The organism is Nocardia sp. NBC_01009 (genome assembly GCF_045208035.1).
Lineage (GTDB): Bacteria > Actinomycetota > Actinomycetes > Mycobacteriales > Mycobacteriaceae > Nocardia.
This window is the reverse complement of sequence record NZ_CP108695.1, coordinates 3775988-3798682: the sequence shown is the minus strand read 5'-3', so window position 1 is coordinate 3798682 and position 22695 is coordinate 3775988. Positions and strand designations below refer to the sequence as shown.

The 22695-nt window shown below is 66.3% G+C and carries 20 protein-coding genes; 8 read left to right on the top strand and 12 right to left on the bottom strand.

The window, feature by feature from the left end; genetic code table 11:
* Positions 1-114: 114 nt before the first annotated feature.
* Positions 115-3042 (bottom strand): acyl-CoA synthetase, encoded by a 2928-nt coding sequence (locus tag OHA42_RS17010; RefSeq protein ID WP_406239418.1) that lies wholly within the window; start codon positions 3040-3042, stop codon positions 115-117.
* A 196-nt stretch (positions 3043-3238) separates the two neighbouring features.
* Entirely contained in the window at positions 3239-4024 is a 786-nt protein-coding gene (locus OHA42_RS17005) for a hypothetical protein (protein WP_328411849.1), read from the bottom strand.
* 304 nt (positions 4025-4328) lie between these two features.
* Between OHA42_RS17005 and OHA42_RS17000 the strand changes: the two genes are divergently transcribed.
* The 6 genes from OHA42_RS17000 to OHA42_RS16975 all read left to right on the top strand — a co-directional run bounded on the left by OHA42_RS17000 (position 4329) and on the right by OHA42_RS16975 (position 9594).
* The gene (locus OHA42_RS17000; RefSeq protein WP_406238245.1) at positions 4329-4820 is read left to right on the top strand and encodes a hypothetical protein; all 492 of its coding nucleotides are present in this window, start codon (positions 4329-4331) and stop codon (positions 4818-4820) included.
* Complete coding sequence (locus tag OHA42_RS16995) at positions 4708-5733, top strand: family 2B encapsulin nanocompartment shell protein (protein ID WP_406238243.1); 1026 nt, start codon at positions 4708-4710, stop codon at positions 5731-5733. Before OHA42_RS17000 ends, OHA42_RS16995 begins: the two co-directional genes overlap by 113 nt.
* 15 nt (positions 5734-5748) lie before the next feature.
* Positions 5749-7269 (top strand): family 2 encapsulin nanocompartment cargo protein terpene cyclase, encoded by a 1521-nt coding sequence (locus OHA42_RS16990; RefSeq protein WP_406238241.1) that lies wholly within the window; start codon positions 5749-5751, stop codon positions 7267-7269.
* Between the two features lie 41 nt (positions 7270-7310).
* Positions 7311-8183, top strand: a complete 873-nt coding sequence (locus tag OHA42_RS16985; protein WP_406238239.1) for a geranyl diphosphate 2-C-methyltransferase — start codon at positions 7311-7313, stop codon at positions 8181-8183.
* Positions 8180-8749: an isopentenyl-diphosphate Delta-isomerase gene (gene idi, locus OHA42_RS16980; protein ID WP_406238237.1), complete on the top strand. Its 570-nt coding sequence runs from the start codon at positions 8180-8182 to the stop codon at positions 8747-8749. Before OHA42_RS16985 ends, idi begins: the two co-directional genes overlap by 4 nt.
* A 494-nt stretch (positions 8750-9243) precedes the next feature.
* The gene (locus OHA42_RS16975; RefSeq protein WP_406238235.1) at positions 9244-9594 is read left to right on the top strand and encodes a hypothetical protein; all 351 of its coding nucleotides are present in this window, start codon (positions 9244-9246) and stop codon (positions 9592-9594) included.
* Here OHA42_RS16975 and OHA42_RS16970 read toward each other — a convergent pair whose 3' ends face one another.
* The 3 genes from OHA42_RS16970 to OHA42_RS16960 form a co-directional block, all read right to left on the bottom strand.
* Positions 9595-10323 carry an aspartate/glutamate racemase family protein gene (locus OHA42_RS16970; RefSeq protein WP_406238234.1) on the bottom strand — a complete coding sequence of 243 codons (729 nt, stop codon included), beginning with the start codon at positions 10321-10323 and terminating at the stop codon, positions 9595-9597. It abuts the gene before it with no gap.
* Complete coding sequence (locus OHA42_RS16965; RefSeq protein WP_406238232.1) at positions 10323-11822, bottom strand: NCS1 family nucleobase:cation symporter-1; 1500 nt, start codon at positions 11820-11822, stop codon at positions 10323-10325. Before OHA42_RS16965 ends, OHA42_RS16970 begins: the two co-directional genes overlap by 1 nt.
* An 86-nt stretch (positions 11823-11908) precedes the next feature.
* Complete coding sequence (locus tag OHA42_RS16960; protein WP_406238230.1) at positions 11909-12631, bottom strand: GntR family transcriptional regulator; 723 nt, start codon at positions 12629-12631, stop codon at positions 11909-11911.
* A 139-nt stretch (positions 12632-12770) separates the two neighbouring features.
* Here OHA42_RS16960 and OHA42_RS16955 point away from each other — a divergent pair, with 139 nt between their 5' ends.
* Positions 12771-13943, top strand: a complete 1173-nt coding sequence (locus tag OHA42_RS16955) for a serine hydrolase domain-containing protein (RefSeq protein ID WP_406238228.1) — start codon at positions 12771-12773, stop codon at positions 13941-13943.
* A 102-nt stretch (positions 13944-14045) separates the two neighbouring features.
* Positions 14046-15266 (top strand): threonine ammonia-lyase, encoded by a 1221-nt coding sequence (gene ilvA / locus OHA42_RS16950; protein WP_406238226.1) that lies wholly within the window; start codon positions 14046-14048, stop codon positions 15264-15266.
* A gap of 51 nt (positions 15267-15317) precedes the next feature.
* On the opposite strand, the gene OHA42_RS16945 is transcribed toward ilvA, so the two are convergent.
* The 7 genes from OHA42_RS16945 to OHA42_RS16915 form a co-directional block, all read right to left on the bottom strand.
* Positions 15318-16292: an ABC transporter substrate-binding protein gene (locus OHA42_RS16945; protein ID WP_406238224.1), complete on the bottom strand. Its 975-nt coding sequence runs from the start codon at positions 16290-16292 to the stop codon at positions 15318-15320.
* A 54-nt stretch (positions 16293-16346) separates the two neighbouring features.
* Positions 16347-17390: an ABC transporter permease gene (locus tag OHA42_RS16940; protein ID WP_406238222.1), complete on the bottom strand. Its 1044-nt coding sequence runs from the start codon at positions 17388-17390 to the stop codon at positions 16347-16349.
* A gap of 34 nt (positions 17391-17424) precedes the next feature.
* A complete protein-coding gene (locus OHA42_RS16935) occupies positions 17425-18204 on the bottom strand; it encodes an ATP-binding cassette domain-containing protein (RefSeq protein WP_406239416.1) in 780 nt (259 codons plus the stop codon).
* Positions 18205-18434: 230 nt separating this feature from the next.
* Complete coding sequence (locus tag OHA42_RS16930; protein ID WP_406238220.1) at positions 18435-18758, bottom strand: DMT family transporter; 324 nt, start codon at positions 18756-18758, stop codon at positions 18435-18437.
* 109 nt (positions 18759-18867) lie between these two features.
* On the bottom strand, positions 18868-20289 hold the full coding sequence (gene argH / locus OHA42_RS16925) for an argininosuccinate lyase (RefSeq protein WP_406238218.1): 1422 nt from the start codon (positions 20287-20289) through the stop codon (positions 18868-18870).
* Between the two features lie 97 nt (positions 20290-20386).
* Complete coding sequence (locus OHA42_RS16920; protein ID WP_366529987.1) at positions 20387-21589, bottom strand: argininosuccinate synthase; 1203 nt, start codon at positions 21587-21589, stop codon at positions 20387-20389.
* 514 nt (positions 21590-22103) lie between these two features.
* Positions 22104-22619: an arginine repressor gene (locus tag OHA42_RS16915; protein WP_328411815.1), complete on the bottom strand. Its 516-nt coding sequence runs from the start codon at positions 22617-22619 to the stop codon at positions 22104-22106.
* Positions 22620-22695 lie beyond the last annotated feature (76 nt).

Sequence of the window (22695 nt, the reverse complement as noted above, 5' to 3'; positions counted from 1 at the left end):
TACGGTGAAAACCTGCCGACTACCCGATCGACCCGGCCGTTGCCGGGAATCCGGCAGTACGACAACATGATTCGGCCCCCGATCGGTTTTCCGAGCGGGGGCCGAAATCGTCGGTCAGTCGCCGAGCAGCGTCCGCGCGGACACCTCGGTGAGCATCTCGTAGGACTCCGACGCCCGGTTGTACCACCAGGTTTCGGGACCTGCTTCCGGCCGCCCGGCGGCCTGCACGGCGCGGGCGGACGGGCGGTAGGACGAGCTGCGCGGGATATCGTCCACCACGTACACCAGATCGGGGCGCTGGTGATGATCGAGCACCTGCAGCGCCTCGGTCACATCCTTGGGTTCGAGCCGGAAACCGTAGCGAACACTGACGGCGGCCACAGCGAGGCAGTGACCGCCGACAGGCAGGCCGTAAGCGACCTCCATGTCGACCGCGGTGATGTCGTTGAGGGCGTCCACGATCGGCTGGGTGTACACCGGCCCGCGCGGCGTACGGATCACCGTGTCGGTGCGGTCGACCAGCCAGTAGTCGCCGTCGCTGTCGCGGCGGAACAGATTCTCGGTCGGCATCCAGGCGTCGCCCGCGGTGAACAGGCCGCGCAGGCCGCCGTCGGACAGGTCAACGCCGTCGGAGGCCTTGCCGATCAGCAGACCCACTTCATTGTCGGCGCAGCGGCGGGCGAAACCGGATTCGTCCACCAGGACCTGACCGGCGATCGGGTCGTAGGCGACGAGTTCCACCTTGGCCGTACCGGGCACCGGCCTGCCCTTGCAGCCCGCTTTGACGCCGGTCACGTTGGCCAGCACCACATCGCCCTCGATGGAGGCGTAGAACTCCAGCACGCGGGCGGGGTCGAATTGTTCGGTCGTGCGCCGCCACAGGCCCGCGGGCATGCCGGAGCCGATGAACAGGCGGATCGGGTGCCGGTGCCCCGCGGGGAACACCTCGGCATCGAGGAGGTCGCGCAGCATGGTCCAGGTATAGGTCACCACGGTGACGCCGTAACGGTGCACCTCCTCGGCGAAGCGGGCCGGGTCGAGCGATCTGGCGAGCGCGATCCGGCTGCCGCCCGCGATCGCACCGCCGAGGCTCACCAGCAGGCCGGACGAATGATGCAGCGGGGCAAGGCAGTACACCGTGTCCTTGCGATCGAGATCGGCCGAGGTCGCGGTGCCGATCGCCGAAAGCGCCCAGCGATGGTTGGTGATGTACTTCGCCTCCAGCCGATCGCCGGTGCCGGTCACCAGGACGAAGGCGAGTTCGCGGGCCAGGCCGGGATTCGGCCGATACCAGGCGGGCAGTCGCACCTGGCCGGGATCGATCTGCTCGAGGTCGATCACGTTCTCACCCTGCCGGATGTCGAGTCCACGTGTCTCGCCGCCGCCGAGCACCAGCACCCTGGTACCGGTGGCCGCCGCGGTCCGCAGGTTCTCCGGGTCCGCAACCAGTGTCTTGATGCCGGTGAGTTCGATCGCCCTTTCCAACTCGCCGCCGGGAGCGAGCAACACCGCGACCGCACCGAGACGCGAAAGCGCCGCGACGGTCGCCAGCGCGCTCGGCCGGGTCTCCATCACCACGCCGACCCGCATCGCGGGACGGATACCGACCGAGACGAGGCCGCGCACCACATTATCGATGCGGACATTGACCGAGGCGTTGGTGTGCACGCGATCGTCGAACAGGAAAAGATCGCGCAACGGCGCCCGCTGCGCCTGCTCGGCAAGCAACCGCCCCAGCGAAACCCGGGTGTGCGGCTGGATCATCCCGAGCCGGGTCAACCGCGGCAGCGCCCGCGCCGCCTCACCGACCAGCTCGACCGAGCCGCGCACGGTGTTGTTCGCGATCCCCTCCAGCGCCTTGCCCATGCCCGTGCCGGCCTCGGCCAGCGTGCCGACGGTGTGCACAACACGGGTCGCCGCCGAGAGCGGCCGGTTGCTTGCGACGTGCTCGGCCATCGGCGTGATCTCCGGCGGCAGCGGCTGGCCGCCGTCCATCCAATCGACCCACTGCCGGACAAGAGGCCAGGTGTGGTTGGTGGCCATGCTGCCCGCGACGAGGCCGAAATGCCCTGCCACCAAACTGGCTTCGTACACCTCGGCATTGGGCGCGGCCCGCACGATGCCACGCACCGCGGCGGGCTGGCCGATATCGTCGACCTCACCAACGAACGCCAGAATCGGGCATTTCAGTTCGGCAAGCGAAATCGGCTGATCGCGAATCACGAAGCCGCCGAGCATCAACCGGTTGTGCGCGACGAACTGCTTGAGCAGATCGGCGGCCGCCGGGCCCGCGTAGCCGACCCAGCCGTCGTTGTTGAGGAACCGGCGCTGACGTTCCTTGGGCAGCAACGCTTCCCGGTCGTGCAGCTGGCGCAGGAAATCGATCCTTGACTTCGCGGTCTTCACCGGGTCGAGCAGTTGGAAGCCGATGCGCACCATGGAATCGGTGATCGGCAGCCGGGTGACGACATGGTCGGCGAGGAACTCCGCGACATCCGACACCATGCCGTACGGGAGCCCGAAGGGCATGCCCGCGACCACGTCGACCGGGCTGCCGAAGGTGACGATGCTCGCCACACCCTTGCCGTAGCGGTAGGCGGAGGTCTGATAGGCGAACATGCCGCCCTGCGAGTACCCCATCAGGTGCACGCTGCTGCCGGTCGCCTCGCCGACCGTGTCGATCGCACTGCTGATCGCGAGGACATGATCGGCCAGATCCCGTTCCCACCCGCCCTCTTCGCTCGCGGGCGATCCGAAATCGACCACCCAACAATCGATTCCGCCGCGATGCAGAATCCCGACCGCGCCGTCCTCGGCGTTGACGTCCCAGATGTCGGCGTTCACCATCAGCGGCGGCACCAGCACGGCGACCGGCCGGCCCGGTGTCGCATCGTCGGGGAAGTAATGGCGCAGGCGATACATCCGTCTGCGTTCGACGACCTCGAACGGGGACGATTCGACATCGTGGGTCAGCCCACCGAAGCGGATGACTTCCAGGCCGTTCTGGGCGGTCGCCATCAACCGTTGCACCGACCCGACCATATCCTTCGCACTGAACTTCACGATCGCTCCCAGCCCTACCAAGAAACGTGACACGCATCACACACCCCGACGTGTTCAGACGAGCTTCCCACATCGTGTGTCCATTATGTGTCGGCTGTGACCCGTTCCATGACAGGCCGCGCGGATCAGCGGCGATATGTGACCGAACCGGCCGGTTTTCTCGGTCGGGAGGGCATCAGCGACGCATGACGTTCACATACATGCTCTCGAATGGCTCCGGGCTCACACTCAGATCACCGCGGAACGGCAGATCCATGGCGGCGATCAGGAAAATCATCGCGCCGAGAAAGAAAGCGAAGAGGCCACCGAGCAGCAAATGCGCCCCGCGATGCAGGCTGAACAGGCACAGCAGCACCAGATTGACGGCCGCGCCGACCAGAATGGTCCACCACAGCACCCCGGGCACACCACCGGTGGTTGCATTGATGCGATGCCGTCGTTGCTGATCGAACGTGGCGAACTGGTCGATCGTCGCCGCGTGCACGATCTCCTGGGCATTGTTCTGCGGCTGAAAGGTCAGCAGATGCTCCTGAAACCTGGTCACCAGGGCGGTGCCCCCGATCGGTTCCTCGCCCGCACGCAGCGCGGGCCAGGCCACGGTCAGGGTGTTGTCGGTGTAGTCGACCAGGTCTTGGCGCAACTGAGAGCGCTGCGGCTCCGGATAAGCGCCCGCCTCCCGGTAGAGCGTGCCGAGGGCGGCAGCTTCATCGGCGACCACGCCCTGCGCCGCATCGTAGGACTGGTAGGTCGCGGCGGCGATCAGACCGAGTAGCAGGCCATAGAACACACCGCCGACGGTGAGCACCATGGTGACCGAGTCGTTCTTGCCAGGTTCGGGGCCGAGCGTCCGCAATACGTACGGACGGGTCACCAGGATCGAGCCCGTCGTCAGCACCACGCACGTTCCGGTGATGATGAGGAAGTCCAGCCAGATGGGCAGCGTGTAGATCCAGGTGAACATGACATCTGAAGATAGCTATGCCGCAGCCATCCGTCCGCGAATCCATGATTCATCCCAGGATGTTACGTGCCGTTATCGTGATCGAGGGCATGTCGTGACCATCCGAAACCCGTTGTGCCATCATCGACTCCACGATCTTCGACATTCCACTGCGCGCGCCGGTGCACCCGTTCTACGATCGATGCCGTCTGGAACGCACTGTCGCGTAAATCAATTCACTCGAGTGTCTAGTTTCTGCTGTGCAATCGAAGCGCCACCACCACCGTCGACCGTCACGGTGACCGTCTCGAGGTGAGGACAACGCATGACCATCGAAATGCCAGTCCAAACAGATAATCACGTACGCAAGAGTCTCAGCACCGCCGCGGCACGCCCGCTCGCGACCACCACCAAATCCGAGCCGCAAATGCAGGGCATCAGCTCCCGCTGGCTCACCCGCATGCTCCCATGGACGCAGGTCAGCAGCGGCACCTACCGTGTCAACCGGCGCCTCACCCACACCGTGGGCAACGGCGAGGTCGAATTCGTCGTCGACGGTTCGCAGGCCAGGGTGATTCCGCTGGAACTCCAGGAACTTCCACAATTGCGGGACTTCGACGACGAGGAAATACTGCGCGCGCTCGCGCAGCGATTCGAACAGCGCGATCTCGAACCGGGAACTGTCGTAGCGGAATTCGGCAAAGATGAATCAGGTCCTGCTGATAGTGCACGGAAAACTCAGCAAGATCGGCACGGGAGAATACGGCGAACCGACCATGCTGGGAATGCTGGCGGGCGGCGATTTCTACGGCGATGAAACACTCACCAACCCGTCCGCGATTTGGCCGGTCACCGTCAAAACGGTGACAAGGACGACGATGTTGGTCCTGCCGCGGCAAACGCTGGACGAAGTACTGGAATACACACCGGCACTGCGCGAGCAATTGTCCCGCGTCGCGACAGCACCCGCCCAGCCACAGAACTCCAAGGGCGAGGCCAGCATTCTCATCTCCTCCGGCCATTCCGGAGAACCCTTGCTCGACGGCACGTTCGTCGATTACGACGCTTCCCCGCGCGAATACGAGTTGAGTCTTGCGCAGAGCGTGCTGCGGGTACACACCCGCGTCGCGGATCTGTTCAACGATCCGATGAACCAAGTCGAACAACAGCTGCGGCTGACCATCGAGGCGCTCTACGAACGCCGGGAAGACGACCTCGTCAACAACCCGGACTTCGGCCTGCTGCACAACTGCGATCTGAAGCAACGCATCTACACCGAATCGGGCCCGCCCACGCCCGACGATATGGACGAGCTGCTCAGCATGCGCCGCAGCACGAAACTGTTTCTGGCACACCCGAAAGCGATCGCCGCCTTCGGCCGCGAATGCAGCAAGCGCGGACTGTATCCCGATCCGGTCGAGGTGGACGGCCATCGCGTTCCGGCCTGGCGCGGGGTGCCGATCTTCCCGTGCGGCAAGATCCCGGTCAGCGGCACTCAGACCACGTCGATTCTCGCCATGCGCACCGGTGAGAAGGACCAGGGCGTCATCGGCCTGCATCAGACCAACATTCCCGACGAGTACGAGCCGAGCCTCAACGTTCGATTCAAGGGCATCGATGATCAGTCGATCATCTCCTACCTGGTCAGCTGCTACTACTCGGCAGCCGTGCTGGTGCCGGACGCACTGGGTGTGCTCGACAATGTCCTGGTCGCCCGGCAGGCCGACTGACCGGGGTGATGAGCGATGTCGGTGCTCTCTCGCGCCGCGGCGCCCGCTGCCACGCACGATCTGGCCGCTGCCGTCGCCGCGCTGCTGTCGAATCTCGATAACACCGCCCCGGCGACACTGCCACTGGAGGGTATCGGCGCGTCGGCGGAAACCACGGTGCCGGAGCAGGATTCGTGTTCGGTCTCGCAGCCGCCCGAACGTGCGAGACCGAGCCCGATCCGACTGCTCGGCCCGAGCGGCCTCGGCGCGGCGGCGCTGCTGCTCGAGCCGCCGCCGGCGGCGGTCGAATCGAACCGACCCGGTCCGGATACGCCCGATCCTGGACCGCCGCCCCCGACCCGACCCGATCCGGCGACACCGGACACCCTGCGTGTACTGGCCGTTCCTGCGGCCGGTTTCGAACCATCGCGCGTGGCGCCCCCGGCCGCCACGATTCCCGTCGGCGTGACGCAGGGGGTCGCGCCGACGGGATCGACCCGATTCCGAATACCGTTGGGACCCAGTGGATCAGGAAAAAACTCAGCACATCTGGCCGGCACCGGATCGGCGATTCCGCCGCTGTACTGCCCACCTCCGGTCCGTGACGATCCGGCCCTCGCCGCACTGGTCAACGACGGGCTCATCCAGTGGGCGAAGGAGATCGGCCTCTACGCCGGACGGCTGGAGGAGCTGCGGGACGCCGACTTCGGCCGGCTGATCATGCTCGCCCATCCCGACAGCAACGATCCCGACCGGCTGCTTGCCGTTGCCAAATGCGCGGTCTCCGAATGGTCGGTCGACGACTACTACTGCGAGGAGGGAGCAGACGACACGGCACCGGACGGCACCCCGTCGAATGCGGCGACCGAACTGGGCCCGAAGCTCGAACTCGCGGCCGCCGCAATGGATCCCGTGCATCTGCCGGCGCGCTACGCGCCCCGGCTCGAGCAGGCGCTGCAGGCCGATCCGATCCTGCGCGCATTTCGCACGTCTTTCGAGCACCTGTCCCACTACGCGACCCCGGCGCAGCTCACCCGCTTGCGCACGGAGATCGCGGGCTGGTTCATCGCACTGGCTGCGGAAGCGGGTTGGCGCGCATCGGAACGGATGCCACCGGTGTGGGAGTACCTCACCAACCGGCAGCCGCACAGTTTCCTGCCGTGTATGGCGCCGATCGATGCGGTCGGCGGCTACGAACTCCAAGCCGCCGAATACACCGATCCGCGGGTGCGCCGCGTCGTCACCACGGCCGCGCTGGCCAGTCAGATGGTGAACGACCTGTATTCGATGGCGCGCGAGGATCTTTCGGGCGGACGGGAATTCAACCTCCCGACGGTGCTCGCCGCCGAGGAGAAATGCTCACGCCGGGAGGCGGTGCTGCGCACGGCGGAAGTCCACGACGAGCTCGTGCACCGGTTCGAGCACGAGGCGGGCGCACTGGCCGCCGTCGGCTCGGCCGAATTACGCCGATTCCTCGGCGGCCTGTGGGCATGGATGGGCGGCAACCGCGCCTGGCATGCCGACAGCAAGCGCTACCACGATGCATCCCACCAGTAATCGCGACAACGTGAAGTAGTACAGCGAGAGGATGATCCGAGATGACCATGCTCAACCCCGACACCGGCGCCGTGCTCCGTACCCACTATCAGAAGTCTGTTGCCGAGTACTGGAACAACAACCCCAATGACGATCGGGTCAATGTCAAGCTCGGCGAGGTGGACGGGCTCTTCCACCATCACTACGGCATCGGCGACCCCGATTTGTCGGTGTTGACGGGACCGGAGGACACCCGCGAGGAGCGGATCGTCAAGGAACTGCACCGGCTCGAGACCGCACAGGCCGACTTCCTGCTCGACCATCTCGGCGACGTCCGACCGGGCGATCGGCTGATGGACGGCGGATCCGGCCGCGGCGGCACCAGCTTCATGGCCAATCAGCGGTTCGGCTGCCAGGTCGACGGCGTCACCATCTCCGAATATCAGGTCGGCTTCGCCAACGACCAGGCCGCGCATCGCGGCGTCGCGGACAAGGTGCGCTTCCACTTCCGCAATATGCTCGACACCGGTTTCGACGCCGGCGTGATGCGCGGCATGTGGACCAACGAAACCACCATGTACGTGGACCTTTTCGAGCTGTTCCGCGAATTCTCGCGACTGCTGGAGCCGGGCGGACGCTATGTCTGCATCACCGGCTGCTCCAACGATGTGACGGGCGGGCGATCCTCGTCGGTCAGCTGGATCGACGCCCACTACGGTTGCATGATCCATCCGCGCAGTGAGTACTTTCGGGCGATGGCCGAGAACAATCTGGTGCCGATCGACGTGGTCGACCTGACCGCGACGACCATCCCCTACTGGGGGCTGCGCAGCAAGTCCGAGCTGGCGACCGGTGTGGAGCAGCCCTTCCTCACCGCCTACAAGGAGGGCAGTTTCCAATACCTCATGATTGCCGTCGATAAGGTGGGGAGGTGACCGAGACGCTCTCCCAGCCGTGGACCGACCGCGAAGCGCTGCCCGTCGAACTCGTCGACGACGCAGGCCACGCGGTCGGCGCGTGCCCGGTCGGACAGGCCCATCAGGCGCCGGGCCTGCTGCACCGCGCGTTCTCGGTCCTGCTGTTCGACGACGCGGGCCGGGTGCTGTTGCAGCAGCGTGCCGCGGTGAAGACCCGGTTCCCGCTGCTGTGGGCCAACACCTGTTGTGGCCACCCGGCACCCGGCGAGCCGGTGGCTGCCGCCGCCGCGGTGCGCCTCGACGAGGAGCTGGGCCTGGCCACCGACCTCACCGAGGTCGGCATCTACCGGTACCAGGCGGAAGATCCGGCCACCGGCCGCGTCGAACACGAATGGGACCACGTGCTCATCGGCCGCCTCGACGCGAGCGCACCGCGCCCCGACCCCGCCGAGGTCGCCGACTACGCGTGGCTCCAGCCCGACGCACTGCGTGACGCGTTGGCCGACGAACCGGAGAACTACACCCCATGGCTGGCGGGCGTGCTGGACATCGCCGAGAAGGCGCACCACCGCACTGGACAGTAGTCCCGCTCACCCGTCCGATGCCGGTGCGCACGCCGAGCCCGAGGTAGTCACCGACCATCATCTCGTCGGCGGCGATCCGGGCCCGGCTGCCTCGACCGGAGTAGCCGCCCTCTTTCAGGGGCCGACCGCCGGCTGCGTCATCGCCCATTGCTCCACAGGGTTGGTTTCACCCGTTCGACCAAGTGATCTCGATGGTGATGGGTCCGGTGGCGGGGATGCAGGCAGTTCGACATCGCGCAGGAACTGGTCGAGACGAGCAGGAGAATCCTGCACCATCCCTGCGGTCCTGGTCCGGCACACTCGGCAATGCCTTGCTCGGCTGTTGTCGCAATAATCGTTGAATGCGCATATCCAGGTAGGTGCATGTTTATTGCTGCGATGCTTGTCACACTGCACAAAACCTTCGGGAACTCACAGGAACGGCACAGGCTTTGGCCAGGCACGTCTCCGATGCTTGCCTGAGTACGAGCTCTTGGCAATCAGTGAGGTGCACGATGGTCGAAGTCGAAGTCACGGATACCAAGGTGACGGTCCACGTGCTCGGCGGGCACCGGCTGCTGGCACTGCGCGAGCAGCTGACCTTCGATCTCTCGGATATCACCGAGGTCACCACTGCCGAGGTCGACCTGCGTCCGCCGTGGGTACGCGCGCCGGGAACCTTCTTCCCCGGAGTGATCGCGGCAGGCACCTATCGCGGCAGGCACCGCAAAGAATTCTGGGACACGAAGTTCAACGGGCGGGCCATCCGGATCGAGCTGGCAGGCGCCGACTTCACTCGGGTCGTCGTCGATGTCGACGACCCCGATGCCGCACTGCATGCGCTGACCTCCGCTGTCGCAGCCTGATCAGACTCCGAAGGAGCTCAGCAGCCCGGAGTAGGGCTTGGTCAGCGGCGCGGCGAACTCTCCCCGCCCCGACTTGCGCACACCCAGGGTGAGCAACGACTGCACGGTCAAGGTCGCGGCGGCCACACCGTCGACCACCGGCACACCGATTTCGTCGCGAATGTGCTCGCACAGGTCTGCCATTCCCGCGCAGCCGAGCACAATCGCGTCGGAACCATCGGCTTCCACGGCCACCCGGCAGGCCTCGGTAACGATTTTGCGTGCCTGCGGATCCGTTTCCAACGCAAGCACCGGTATCTCGCAGGCGTGCACGCCCCGACAGAAGCGCTGCATGCCATAGCGATGCGCCAGTTCTCCCGCGCGACCGATGGTTCGGTTCAACGTGGTGACGACACTGAACCCGCAGCCGAGATGGCTGGCCGCGTGCATCGCCGCCTCCGCGATGCCGAGCACCGGACCACCCGCCAGTTCCCGGGCGGCATCGAGGCCGGGGTCGCCGAAACACGCGATCACGTACCCGTCTATGCCCTCCTGCTCGCCGCGCTGGATCGCGGCGAGCAGGCCCGGGATGCTCAGGGCTTCGTCGTAGTGACTTTCGATCGAGGCGGGTCCCATCTCGGAGGTGACCGCGTCGAGCCGGGTGCCGGGGCCTGCGACGGCCTTGGCACACCGCTCGATCGTCTCGGTCATCGCCCGGGTGGTGTTCGGGTTGACGACCCGGATACGCATCAGGCAGGAACTCCCTGCACTGCCGACCTGGTCCGGCTGGCCAGCAGGCAATAGACCACGAACCCGATGCCGCAGCCGATGAACCAGCTGTACTGCGCGGCGGTATACATGCCGGTGACATCCTTGGCGAGCACCGGGACCACCGCGACGACCGCGCCGAGGGCCGTCGCGATGATCGCGGCGGGGTTGTATCCCTTGCTGTACCAGTAGGTTCCGGTCTTCGACATGGTGAACAGATCGTCGATGATCACTTTCTGTTTGCGCACCAGGTAGTAGTCGGCGATGAGCACACCGAACAGTGGGCCGATGAAGGCGCCGAGCACCTCGAGGGTGTAGTGGATGACCTCGGGGTTGTTGTAGAGGTTCCACGGCGTGATGAGGATCGACCCGACCGCGGCGATCATGCCGCCTGCCCGCCAGCTGATCCGCTGCGGGCTGACATGGGAGAAGTCGAACGCCGGTGAAATGAAGTTGGCGACGATATTGATGCCGATGGTGGCGATGGTGAAAGTCAGCGCACCGAGCACGATCGCGAAGGTGCTGTCGATGTGCGCAACGGTCGCGACCGGATCGGTGATCAGTTCGCCGTAAACCGGAACCGTCAGCGATGCGGTGGTGACCACGAGCAGCGAGAACAGCAGGAAATTGACCGGGAGGCCGAGCAGGTTGCCGCGCCGCACGGCCGCGAAAGACTTTCCGTAACGGGAGAAGTCGCCGAAGTTGAGCATCGGACCGGAGAAGTAGGACACCACCAGCGCGATAGCGCCCAGCATCACCGGCACCGAGGCCGAGCCGGTGTACTTCACTTCGCCGAGCTTCAGGTCGACGGCGCTCCAGCCCGCCTTGGCGATGAGGTAGCCGCACAGCGCGAACATCACGACATATACAGCGGGACCGCAGAAGTCGATGAATTTGCGGATGGACTCCATGCCGCGCCAGAACACACACGCCTGCACCACCCACAGCAGCAGGTAGCTGCCCCAGCCGAGCAGCGAAAGCCCGAGGAAACCGTAGTCGCCGACAACCGCATAGGGCGCGAGCGACGGAAAGAGTTTCACCAGAACAACATCCAGCGCTGCGGAGGCCAGGAAGGTCTGGATGCCGTACCAGGCCACCGCGATCAAGCCGCGGATGATGGCGGGGATATTGGCTCCGAGCACTCCGAAAGCGCTGCGGCACATCACCGGATAGGGCACGCCCGTCACCTGGCTCGGCTTGGCGACCAGATTGCAGAAGAAGTAGACGATGGTGATGCCGATCAGCAACGCCGCGAGCACCTGCCAGCTGGCCAGACCGAGCGCGAACAAGCTGCCCGCGGTGACGTAGCCGCCGACGCTGTGCACGTCCGACATCCAGAACGCGAAGATGTTGTAGGAGCCCCAGCTCTGCTTGCGCAGCGGCGCGAGATCCTCGTTGGTCAGTCGCGGATCGTAGGCGGGTGTGGCAGGCGCGGCCGTCTCCGGCGGCGCGGGCACCGCGGTGGTGAGTATTTCGGTCATGGTGTTTCCCGTCCGAGGGTGAAACTGTGATCCCGAACGACGGTAGGAACCGCGCATTGCCCACCCATTGCACGGTTATTGCCCGGCTATTGCGCGGCAGATATATCTTCCGGTGCCAGCAGCCCGGTATCGGTGGGCAGGGTCGCGATAACCGTCTCCAGCCTGCGGTGATGGCGTTCGGCGATGAGCAGCAGGCGATCGACGTCACGAGCGAGGAAGGCCTCCATCATCAGCGCGTGGTCGGTGTGCAGGCGGATCCGGTCGGCGCGGCCGATGTGCACCATCGACTGCACCGGTTCGGTGACATTCCACGCCGACTCGAGCATGTGCAGCAAACGGAACATGCGTGAGGGCCGGGTCAGTGCGACATGGAAAAGTCGGGACTGCCGATGGTAGGCGACCGGGTCGTCGTCCCGGATCGCGTGCTCCAGAAGGGTGTTCACCGCTATCAGGTGCGCGCGATCGGCGTCCGATGCGTTCATCGCCGCCACCGCGAGCGATGCCGTCTCCAGGGTCTCGCGCACGATGTACATTTCCCGCAGCTCGTTGGCCGTGAGCTGGGCCACCGTGTAGCCGCCGTGCGGTTGATGGGTGACAAGGCCCTCCCCCAACAGCGTCTTGAGCGCTTCGCGGACCGGGATGTGGCTGACCCCGAACAATTCGGCGACCTCACGCAGCGGGATCACCGTGCACGGGGGCACGGCCCCGTCGAGGATCACCCGGCGCAGTTCGCCGAGAATGATCTGCGGCCGGCCCGGTTCGTCGACAACCAACCTCGCGAGCAGCGCCGAACGTCTCCGTGGAGGCATGTCGACCACCGTAGGTGAGCCGTGTTGCGTTTTCGGTCCCTGATGTGACGGTCAGGAAAATGCACGCTCGGACGGCCGCTCGAGCGGGAATTCGACCTGCCATACGCTGTATGGATCCCCGAACGGCAAGGATTACTCGATGACCACTCTTCCGACAACTCAAACCGTCGATCGGCGCTTCGTGAGTCTGGTCGCCGAATTCGACCGGTTGTTCCGGCGGCCCTCCGACGGTGGCGGATCCCTCGTGGTCTACCTGCGCGGCGAACCGGTGGTCGATGTCTGGGCCGGTTTCGCGCACCCGGGGGTGCCGTGGGCGCACGACTCGGTGGCCATGGCGTACTCCACCGGCAAAGGTGTCGCCTCTACCCTGCTGCACCGGCTTGCCGAGCGCGGCCTACTGGACTACGACGAGCCTGTCGCCACCTACTGGCCCGAATTCGCTGCCGCGGGAAAGGAACTCATCACCGTGCGCGCGTTGCTGACCCACCGGGCCGGGCTGCACCGGCTGCGCGGGCTGCTGCCGGGGCCGGTGGACCGCTTCCTGGACGACGCCGCGGTGACAGCAGCGCTCGCCGCCGCGACCCCCGATTCACGACACCTGGTGACCAGCGGCTATCACGGAATCACCTTCGGCCACTTGGTCGCCGAGCTGGTGCGCAGGATCAGCGGTGCGACGTTCACCGATGCGCTGCGCACCGAAATCGCGGAACCGCTTGCCGCAGTGGATCTCTGGTTTCGCGTATCGGCATCCGAACGCGGCAGGATCGCCACCAACTTTCCCCGGCTGACCGTCGCGGGCCTCAACTGGGACAACGGCGCCCGACTCATGTCGAGGACCAGGTTCGCCGCGGCCGCCGACACCACGCCGCAGGGTTTCGCCGACCTGGTGTCCGATCCGCGCCTGCACGATTCGGTCATGCCCGGCGTCAACGGTGTCTTCTCCGCGCGCTCGCTGGCTCGCATGTACGGCGCACTCGCCAACGGCGGCCGCCTCGACGGCTTCCAGCTGCTGCGACCCGAAACCATCGAGCTCATCACCCGACGCCAAGTCTTCACCCCCGACTATGTCCTTGCCTTCCGCATCCCCTGGGCCCTCGGCTACCACGGGGTCCCGATGAAGCCCTCCAAAGCCGAACCCGTCTCCGCCTTCGGCCATTTCGGCCTCGGCGGTTCGGGAGCCTTCGCCGACCCCGCCACCGGCATGTCCCTCGGCTTCGTCACCAACCGCCTCGGCGGGAAGCTCACCCCGCTCGGCGACGCCCGCCTCGCCCGCCTCGGCGCCATCGCGCATAACCTCGCCAAGGCTGCGTGAGAAACGCCCTATGGTGTGCCGCTCACCGTCCCCGACTCCGCGACGGGCGAGAAAGCCGAACAAGTTGCTGCCGGTCGAGGTGTGACCTGGCAGCATGGCGACATGGAGTTGCTTGGGCTTGATCGGATCGAGGCGGCTGCGGCGCTACTTGCGCCGGTGATTCGGCGGACGCCGGTGGTGGCATCGCGGGCATTGTCGGAGCGATCCGAGACCGAGGTGTGGCTCAAATGTGAGAACTTGCAGCGGACAGGGTCGTTCAAGCCGCGCGGCGCCTACAACAGGATCGCGAATTTGCGCCTCGAGGAGCGGGCCAACGGTGTGGTCGCGGCGAGCGCGGGCAATCATGCGCAAGGAGTGGCCTGGGCGGCGACGTCACTCGGAATCGAGTCGACGGTGTTCATGCCGGTGGGTGCATCGCTGCCGAAACTGGCGGCCACCAAGGCATATGGCGCGCGGGTGCTGCAAGTGGGCGAGACCGTCGATGACGCGCTCGACGCGGCGCTCGACTTCGCGGAGCGCAGCAGGGCGACGTTGATCCATCCGTTCGACCACCCCGACATCGTGGCCGGGCAGGCAACGGTGGGACTGGAGATCCTGGATCAATTGCCCGAGGTCGGAACGGTGCTCGTGCCCACCGGTGGTGGCGGGCTGCTTGCCGGTGTCGCGGTCGCGCTGCACCATCTCGCCCCGCAGGTGCGGGTGATCGGCGTGCAGGCCGCCGAGGCCGCGGCCTGGCCCGATTCGCTGGCGGCAGGCAAGCCGGTCCGGGCCGGGCGAATGTCGACGATGGCCGACGGCATCGCGGTCGGGCTACCGGGTGCGGTGCCGTTTGCGCACGTTGCCGAGTACGTGACGACCATGCTGACCGTCGATGAGGACGCACTGTCCAAGGCGCTGCTGTTGTGTCTGGAGCGAGGGAAACTGATCGTCGAGCCGGCCGGCGCCGCTGCGGTCGCAGCGTTGATGAGTTACCCGGTGGCGGAACTCGGACTGCGCGGACCGGTCTGCGCGATTCTGTCCGGCGGCAATATCGACCCGCTGCTGTTGACCCGGCTGATCGGCCACGGCTTGAGTGCCGCGGGCCGCTACCTCGCGGTGCGAGTGACAATCGTGGATCGTCCCGGTGGACTCAGCAGCCTGCTCGGCGTGGTCGGGAAGACGGGCGCGAGCGTGGTCGACGTGGCGCACTCGCGCACCGGCACCTGGCTGGCCCTGGGCGAGGTGGAGGTATCGCTGACGCTCGAGACTCGTGGACCGAACCACCGCAGTGACGTCCTCGATGCCTTGACCGAGTCCGGATATGTTGTCCGCGTGGAAGATTGAGGGAAGCGTGCCGACCGCCGGCACGGTCGGCACCTCCCGTTCAACGACTGCTCAGCACTTTCTCTTGTAGAAGTACTTCGCGTTGGCGTCCATATCCGCCTGAGTGATCGCGACCATGTCGGTCTGGATGTTCCTGGTGACCGGCTTGCCCTCCAACGCAGCGACAGCTTGGTCGACACCCTTGGCCCCGATGCCACCCGGGTCTTGGGCGATCAGCGCCTGCACGGTGCCCGCCTTCAGGTCCTCGACCTGTTTGGGGCTTGCGTCGAAGCCGACCAATTTGACTTGGCCGAGCTTGTTCGCATTGCGCAGACCGGTTGCCGCGCCCTCGGCCGAGCTCAGGTTCGTCGCGAATACACCGGCAAGGTCCGGGTGGGCGGCGAGCGTGGCGGTCACGATCGAGGCGGCTTGGGCGGCCTCGTTGTTGTTGTACTGCACGCCGAGCGAAGTCATGCCGGGATAGTTCTGCAGCGCCGCCTCGAAGCCTTGGGCGCGTGCGTCGGTGGTGGAGGTGCCGGCCTTCGTGTTGATCACCAGCACCGGCCCCCTCTCCCCGACCAGCTTCGCCAAGGTGGCGGCCGCGAGTTCGCCGCCCTTCTTGTTGTCGGACGAAATCGACGACAGCGCAACGGATGTGTCGTCGAGTGCGGTGTCCACTTCGACGATCTTGATGCCCGCGTCCTTGGCCTGCTCGATCGGATTCGCCATCGCCGTTGCGTGTGTCGGCGCGATCAGGATGCCGCCGGGCTTGTTGGCCATCACCCCTGTCAGCACCGGCGTCTGCGATCCGGCGTCGAACTTGGTCGGCGCCTGGGTATCCAGCTTGTAGCCGAGCTTCGTCGCCTCGTCCTGCGCGCCGCACTGCATGGAGATATAGAAAGGTTCGTCGGCGACGCCGGGAATGAGAACCAGCTTCTTGGCGTCCGTCCCGCCGGAATTGCTCACTTCGCCACTACACGACACGACCATCGTGCCGACCGCCACTATCGCGCCGATCAGCACCGCGGTCCGCTTCGCCACCCTCATCCGGCCACCTCCGCCTTTATTTTCTTCTCGCGCAGTGTTGTCGACTGCCTACCTCTATCGGTCCCGCGCCCTGCGGCGGAGCTGGTCGAACCACACCGCCCCGACCAGAACCGCGCTCACCGCGATCGGCTGCCAGAACACCGGCACCCCAGCGATGACGAAACCCTTGCGCAGCACCGAGGGAATGAACACCCCGATCACCGTGCCCAGAACGGTGCCAACACCGCCGAAAAGGCTTGTCCCGCCGATCACTACGCCCGCGATGGCATCCAGATTGTCGGTGCCGTGTCCACCGATGGTGGTGGTGCCGAAGTAGGCGAGGTTCATGAAACCCGCCAGCCCGGCGAGCAATCCCGTCATCAGATAGACCAGCACGAGGTGGCGGGTGACCGAGATCCCCGAGCGGCGCGCGGCCTCTTCGTTGGAACCGATCGCGTAGGTATGGCGGCCGAACCTCGTGGTGTGCAGCACCCAGGCAGCGAACACGGTGACCACGGTGGCGACCAGCACCAGATTCGGCACACCGCCCAGTGAGGTGCCGAACCCCAGTGAGTTGCGCAGCTTGTCGGGCACGGTCCTGGTGTCGACGCCGCCGGTGATCAGCTGCGCCGCACCGAGTGCGGCACCGAACGACCCGAGCGTGACGATCAACGGCGGAATCTTGGCTTTGGCCACGAGCAGCCCGTTCAGCAGTCCCCAGATCCCGCCGCCGACAACGGAAATCAGGAACCCGAGGCCGATGATGCCCCAACCCGCCGCCGTGGCATTCTCGTCGGGGCTCAGCCATTCCATGGTTTTGGCGCCGAGCACCCCGGCGAAGATCAGCACCATCCCGACCGAGAGATCGATGCCGGAGGTGATGATGACGAAGGTCATCCCGACCGAAAGCACCAGCAGCACCGACGTTTCGATCAGCAGGGTCTGCAGGGTGAAACGGGTGGGAAACGCATCGGGCCGAATCACGCTGAACGCCACGCACAAGCCGACCAGCACGACGCCGATCCATACCGTGCTCGCACCGAGCAGTCGTTGCAGCACAGTGCGTTCGGGCAATTCCCGGCCCTTGCCATCGATGCTGACGGCTTCGTCGTTGCTCATGCAGCTCCTCGCTTTCCGAGCACTGCGCGGCGTCTCACGGTGCCTCCTCGGGCGTCAGTGCACCGGTCATCGCACCGACCAACTGCTCCAAGGTGACCTCTGCTGCGGTGAAGCGAGCCACCCGTCTACCCAGCCGCAGCACCTCGATGCGATCGGCGACGGCCAGCACCTCGGGCATGTTGTGGCTGATGAGCACGACCGCGATGCCCTGGTCGCGCACCCGGCGGATGACGTCGAGCACGCGCTCGCGTTGGACAACACCCAGCGCCGCGGTCGGCTCGTCCATGAACACCACCTTGCTCGCCCACATCACCGCCCTGGCCACGGCCACGCTCTGCCGCTGCCCACCCGAGAGCGACCCGATCGGCACGTCGGTGTTCTGCAGGGTGACGCCGAGTCGGCGAAAGTGGTCGACCGCCCGGCTTCGCATGGCCGATTTGTCCAGCATGCCGAGCTTGCCCGCAAGCCCGCGCCGCAGCAGTTCCCGGCCGAGGAACAGGTTCGCGGCGGGGTCGAGGTCAGGGGCCACCGCCAAATCCTGGTACACGGTTTCCACACCGAGCTTCCGCGCGGCGGTCGGCGTAGGCAGCAGCACCGGCCTGCCGTCGAGCAGGATGGTGCCGCCGTCCGGTTGCTCGGCTCCGGAAAGACATTTCACCAGAGTCGACTTGCCCGCACCGTTGTCACCGATGAGCGCGACGACCTCGCCGGCTTTGGCCTGAAAGTTGGCACCGCGTAATGCCTGCACGCTGCCGTAGTGCTTCGCGAGCCCGGCAGCCTCCAGCACCACAGTGGCAGTGCCCGGCGTTCCCATGACCTCGCCCTCATCTCCCGAGGTCATGGGGTACATCCGCGTGGACTCAGCTGAGCAAACGTCCAGTCCATCGCCCGATGTTACGTTCGGCCCCGTGCCGATCGGGACGTATTCGGGAAAATGCAGAGGGCGCAACGCCACTCACGCTCGGCAACCCGCTGCAGGGCACGAACCGGCCGATTTCGGCGGGCTCATGGTGGTGCGCAGTGAATCCTCGGCGGATTTCCGAATCAGTGGGCGCCGCCGAGCTCGAGCGCAAGCACACCGAGGATCACCAGGCCGATTCCCCCGATCTGCACCAGGGTCAATCGCTCATCCAAGAACAGCACTCCGATGACGGCGATCGCGGCGACACCAACGGCCGACCAGATCCCGTAAGCGACACCGATCGCCATACCTCGCTTCAGCGCCTGCGACAGGAAATAGAACGCTGCGCCGTACCCGATGACAACGATGACCGAGGGCACGAGCTTGCTGAATCCGTCGGAGATCTTCAGCGAAACGGTCGCGGTCACCTCGGACGCAATGGCCAGCACCAGCAGCAGCAGAGTCACCGGCGCAGCGTAACCCGGGCCGTAGCCACACGAGAGTGGAGCCGCGGGAGCGCACGCCGCTCGGGGCCCGCGACGACCATCGTGCGGCACGGTAACCGGGTAACGACAGTCACGCCAGCCAGCCGCGCAATTCCCCTGCCGTGCCGCGGATTTCGTCGATCTGCTTCGCGACCTGGACACCTGCCGTGCCGCCGCGGGCGTTGCGCGAGGCGATCGACCCCTGCACTGTCAGCACTTCGCGGACCTGCGGCGTCAGTGCCGGGTCGACGGCCGCGAACTCCGCGTCGGTCAGCTCGTCGAGCCCGACGCCGCGCGCCTCGGCAGCGCGGACACAGCCACCCGCCGCCTCGTGCGCAACGCGGAACGGGACGCCCTGGCGGACTAGCCATTCGGCAATATCGGTCGCGAGTGTGAAACCGGCGGGGGCGAGTTCGGCCATCCGGTCGGTGTGGAAGGTCAGCGTCGAGACGAGGCCGGCGATGGCCGGGAGCAGCAGTTCCAGCTGGGCGACGGAGTCGAACAGGGGTTCCTTGTCCTCCTGCAGATCCCGGTTGTAGGCGAGTGGTTGCGCTTTGAGGGTGGCGAGCAGGCCGGTGAGGTTGCCGATCAGGCGTCCTGCCTTGCCGCGGGTGAGTTCGGAGACGTCCGGGTTCTTCTTCTGCGGCATGATCGACGATCCGGTGGACCAGGCGTCGGCGAGAGTGATGTAGCCGAATTCCGGTGTGCTCCAGATAATGACCTCTTCGGCCATCCTACTGAGGTCGACACCGATCATGGCCAGCACGAATGCCGCCTCGGCCGCGAAGTCGCGGGCGGAGGTGGCATCGATCGAATTGGCCGCCGACGCGTCGAAGTCCAGTTCGGCGGCAATCGCCTCCGGGTCCAGACCGAGCGAGGAACCTGCCAGCGCCCCGGAACCGTAGGGCGACACCGCCGCCCGCTTGTCGAAGTCACGCAGCCGGTCGATATCGCGCAGCAGCGGATGGGCGTGGGCGAGCAGATGATGTGCGAGCAGCACCGGCTGCGCGGCCTGCAGATGTGTCTTGCCAGGCATCACCGCGTCGGGGTGTGCGGCCGCCTGGGCGACAAGCGCGTCGACCACCTCGAGCAGACCGCCCGCGACCCGACGGACCGCGTCGCGCAGCCACATCCGGAACAGCGTGGCCACCTGGTCGTTTCGTGACCGCCCCGCGCGCAGCCTGCCACCGAGCTCGGTGCCGACCCGCTCGATCAGTCCCCGCTCCAGCGCACCGTGCACATCCTCGTCGGACTCCGCAGGTCCGTAGGCCCCGGAGTCCACATCGGCGGCAAGGCGATCCAGGCCGTCGAGCATCGCGGCGAGATCGGATTCCGACAGCAGCCCGGCCTTGTGCAGCACCCGTGCGTGCGCCTTCGACGCGCGAATGTCGTAGGGAGCCAGCACCCAGTCGAACTGCGTCGACTTGCTGAGCGCTGCCATCGCCGCGGCCGGACCGGACGCGAAACGTCCGCCCCAGAGCGCCCCTTCGTTGGTGCTGCCGCTCTGCGTCATCGTGTGCTGTCTCCTGACGGTCGGAAGTCGATCATCGGTGGATGCGCTGGCTACGCAATCCTCGGGGTCGGCGCATGCGCACCGACCCCGAGGCCGCCTACTTCTGGTTCAAATCGCGCCGCGCCGCGACCTTCGAGGACAGGCCGTGGATCTGCACGAAGCCCTTGGCCAGCGACTGGTCGAAGGTGTCACCCTCGTCGTAGGTGGCCAGGTTGAAGTCGTAGAGCGACTGCTCGGAGCGGCGGCCGTTGACCACGACGGAGCCGCCGTGCAGCACCATACGGATGTCGCCGGAGACGTGCTGTTGGGTTTCGGTGACGAAGGCGTCGAGTGCGCGCTTGAGCGGGGAGAACCACAGGCCGTCGTAGACCAGCTCGCTCCAGCGCTGCTCGACCTGCCGCTTGTAGCGGCCGAGCTCACGCTCGACGGTGACGGCCTCGAGCTCCTGGTGCGCGGTGATCAGGGCGATGGCGCCGGGAGCCTCGTAGATCTCGCGGCTCTTGATGCCGACGAGCCGGTCCTCGACCATGTCCAGGCGGCCGACGCCCTGCCGTCCGGCGCGCAGGTTCAGCTCGACGATGGCCTCGAGCACGGTGACCTGCCGGCCATCGATCGCGACCGGGACACCCTTGTCGAAGGTGACGATCAGTTCGTCCGGCGCCTCGAAGTTCACCGTCGGGTCGGCGGTGTAGTCGTAGACGTCCTTGGTCGGCGCGTTCCAGAGGTCTTCGAGGAAGCCGGTTTCCACCGCGCGACCGAACACGTTCTGGTCGATGGAGAACGGCGACTTCTTGGTGACGTTGATCGGCAGCGAGTTCTCCTCGGCGAAGGCGATGGCCTTCTCCCTGGTCCAGGCGTAGTCCCGGACCGGGGCGATGACGTTGAGGTCGGGCGCGAGCGCGCCGATGCCGACCTCGAAGCGCACCTGGTCGTTGCCCTTTCCGGTGCAGCCGTGGGCGACGGTGCTCGCGCCGTGGAACTTGGCGGCCTCGACGAGGTGCTTGACGATCAGCGGGCGGCTGATCGCCGACACCAGCGGGTAGCGGCTCATGTAGAGCGCATTGGCCTGGATGGTCGGCAGGCAGTAGTCGTCGGCGAACTCGTCGCGTGCATCGACGACGATCGCCTCCACGGCGCCACAGTCCAGTGCTCGCTGGCGCACCACGTTCATGTCCTCGCCGCCCTGGCCGAGATCGATGGCGACGGCCACCACCTCGGCACCGGTCTCCTTGGCGATCCAGCTGATCGCGACGGAGGTGTCCAGCCCACCGGAGTAGGCGAGTACGACGCGCTCGGACATGTCTATGTGCTCCTCGGATTTCGTGCTTGTCTGTGGTCTTGTGCCCGCTTCGGCAGGCGCGCAGTCGGGGGCCGGGCCTACGTCCCGGCAGCCTGCACCGTTCTACAAATGATTATGCACGACTATGCAAGCCCATTCACAATCGGGGTCGAGTCGCGCCCGCTTGCCACGGAAATAGGTATTCCGCGTTGCGCGAGCTGTGTGCGACGTGTCGAGCCTGCCAGATTGCACGCCGTCTCCGCAGCACGACGATCGCACCGGGTGGGAAGCGACGCGGACCGGCAACGGCGTGCTGGACATAGGCCGAGCCATCGTCGAGCTCATCGATGACCTGATCACCTCCGACACCACGGGCCGCCGGGCCAGGGCAGCCCCAGCGGCGGATATCCCTTCGACTGGGCCGACCACACAGATCCCGGCCGATCGGCCGGATATGCGGGTGAGTGACACACCATGGTGTGCGTGCACGGCGGGTCGCCACGACGATGTGCCACTCACGACGGACACGTAAGAGTCAGGCGAGTTCTTCTATTTTGGCGGCCAGTTCGGCGCCGGTGAACGGTTCGCGGGCTATGACGGCGATGGTGTCGTCGCCTGCGATGGTGCCGACTATGTAGGGCAGGGCGGCGCGGTCCAGGGCACTGGCCAGGTAGTGGGCGGCGCCGGGCGGGGTGCGCAGGACAGCGATATTGCCGCTGGCATCGGTGGAGACGAGCAGGTCGCCGAGGAGCTTCGAGAGGCGGTCGGTGCCGCCGGTGACGCCGCGCACGGGGCTGCCGTCCTCGGGGACCACATAGACGCCCGCGCCGCCGTCGGCGGCGCGCAGTTTGACCGCGCCGAGTTCGTCGAGATCACGCGACAGGGTGGCCTGGGTGGTCTCGATGCCCTCGGCCGACAACAGCGCGGCGAGCTCGGTCTGGCTGCGGACCGCGTGCGCGAGCAGCAGTTCGATGATGCGAGACTGACGTCCGGCGCGGGTTCCCGCGATCGCGGGCCCCGGCTTGCCGGGTTCCGGGCGGGTCACGCTCATCGCGCCACCTCGCCCCTGGTTCGCTCGCTCACGATGCCACCTCGTCGACGCCCGCCGGCGACGCGCACTGCCACAC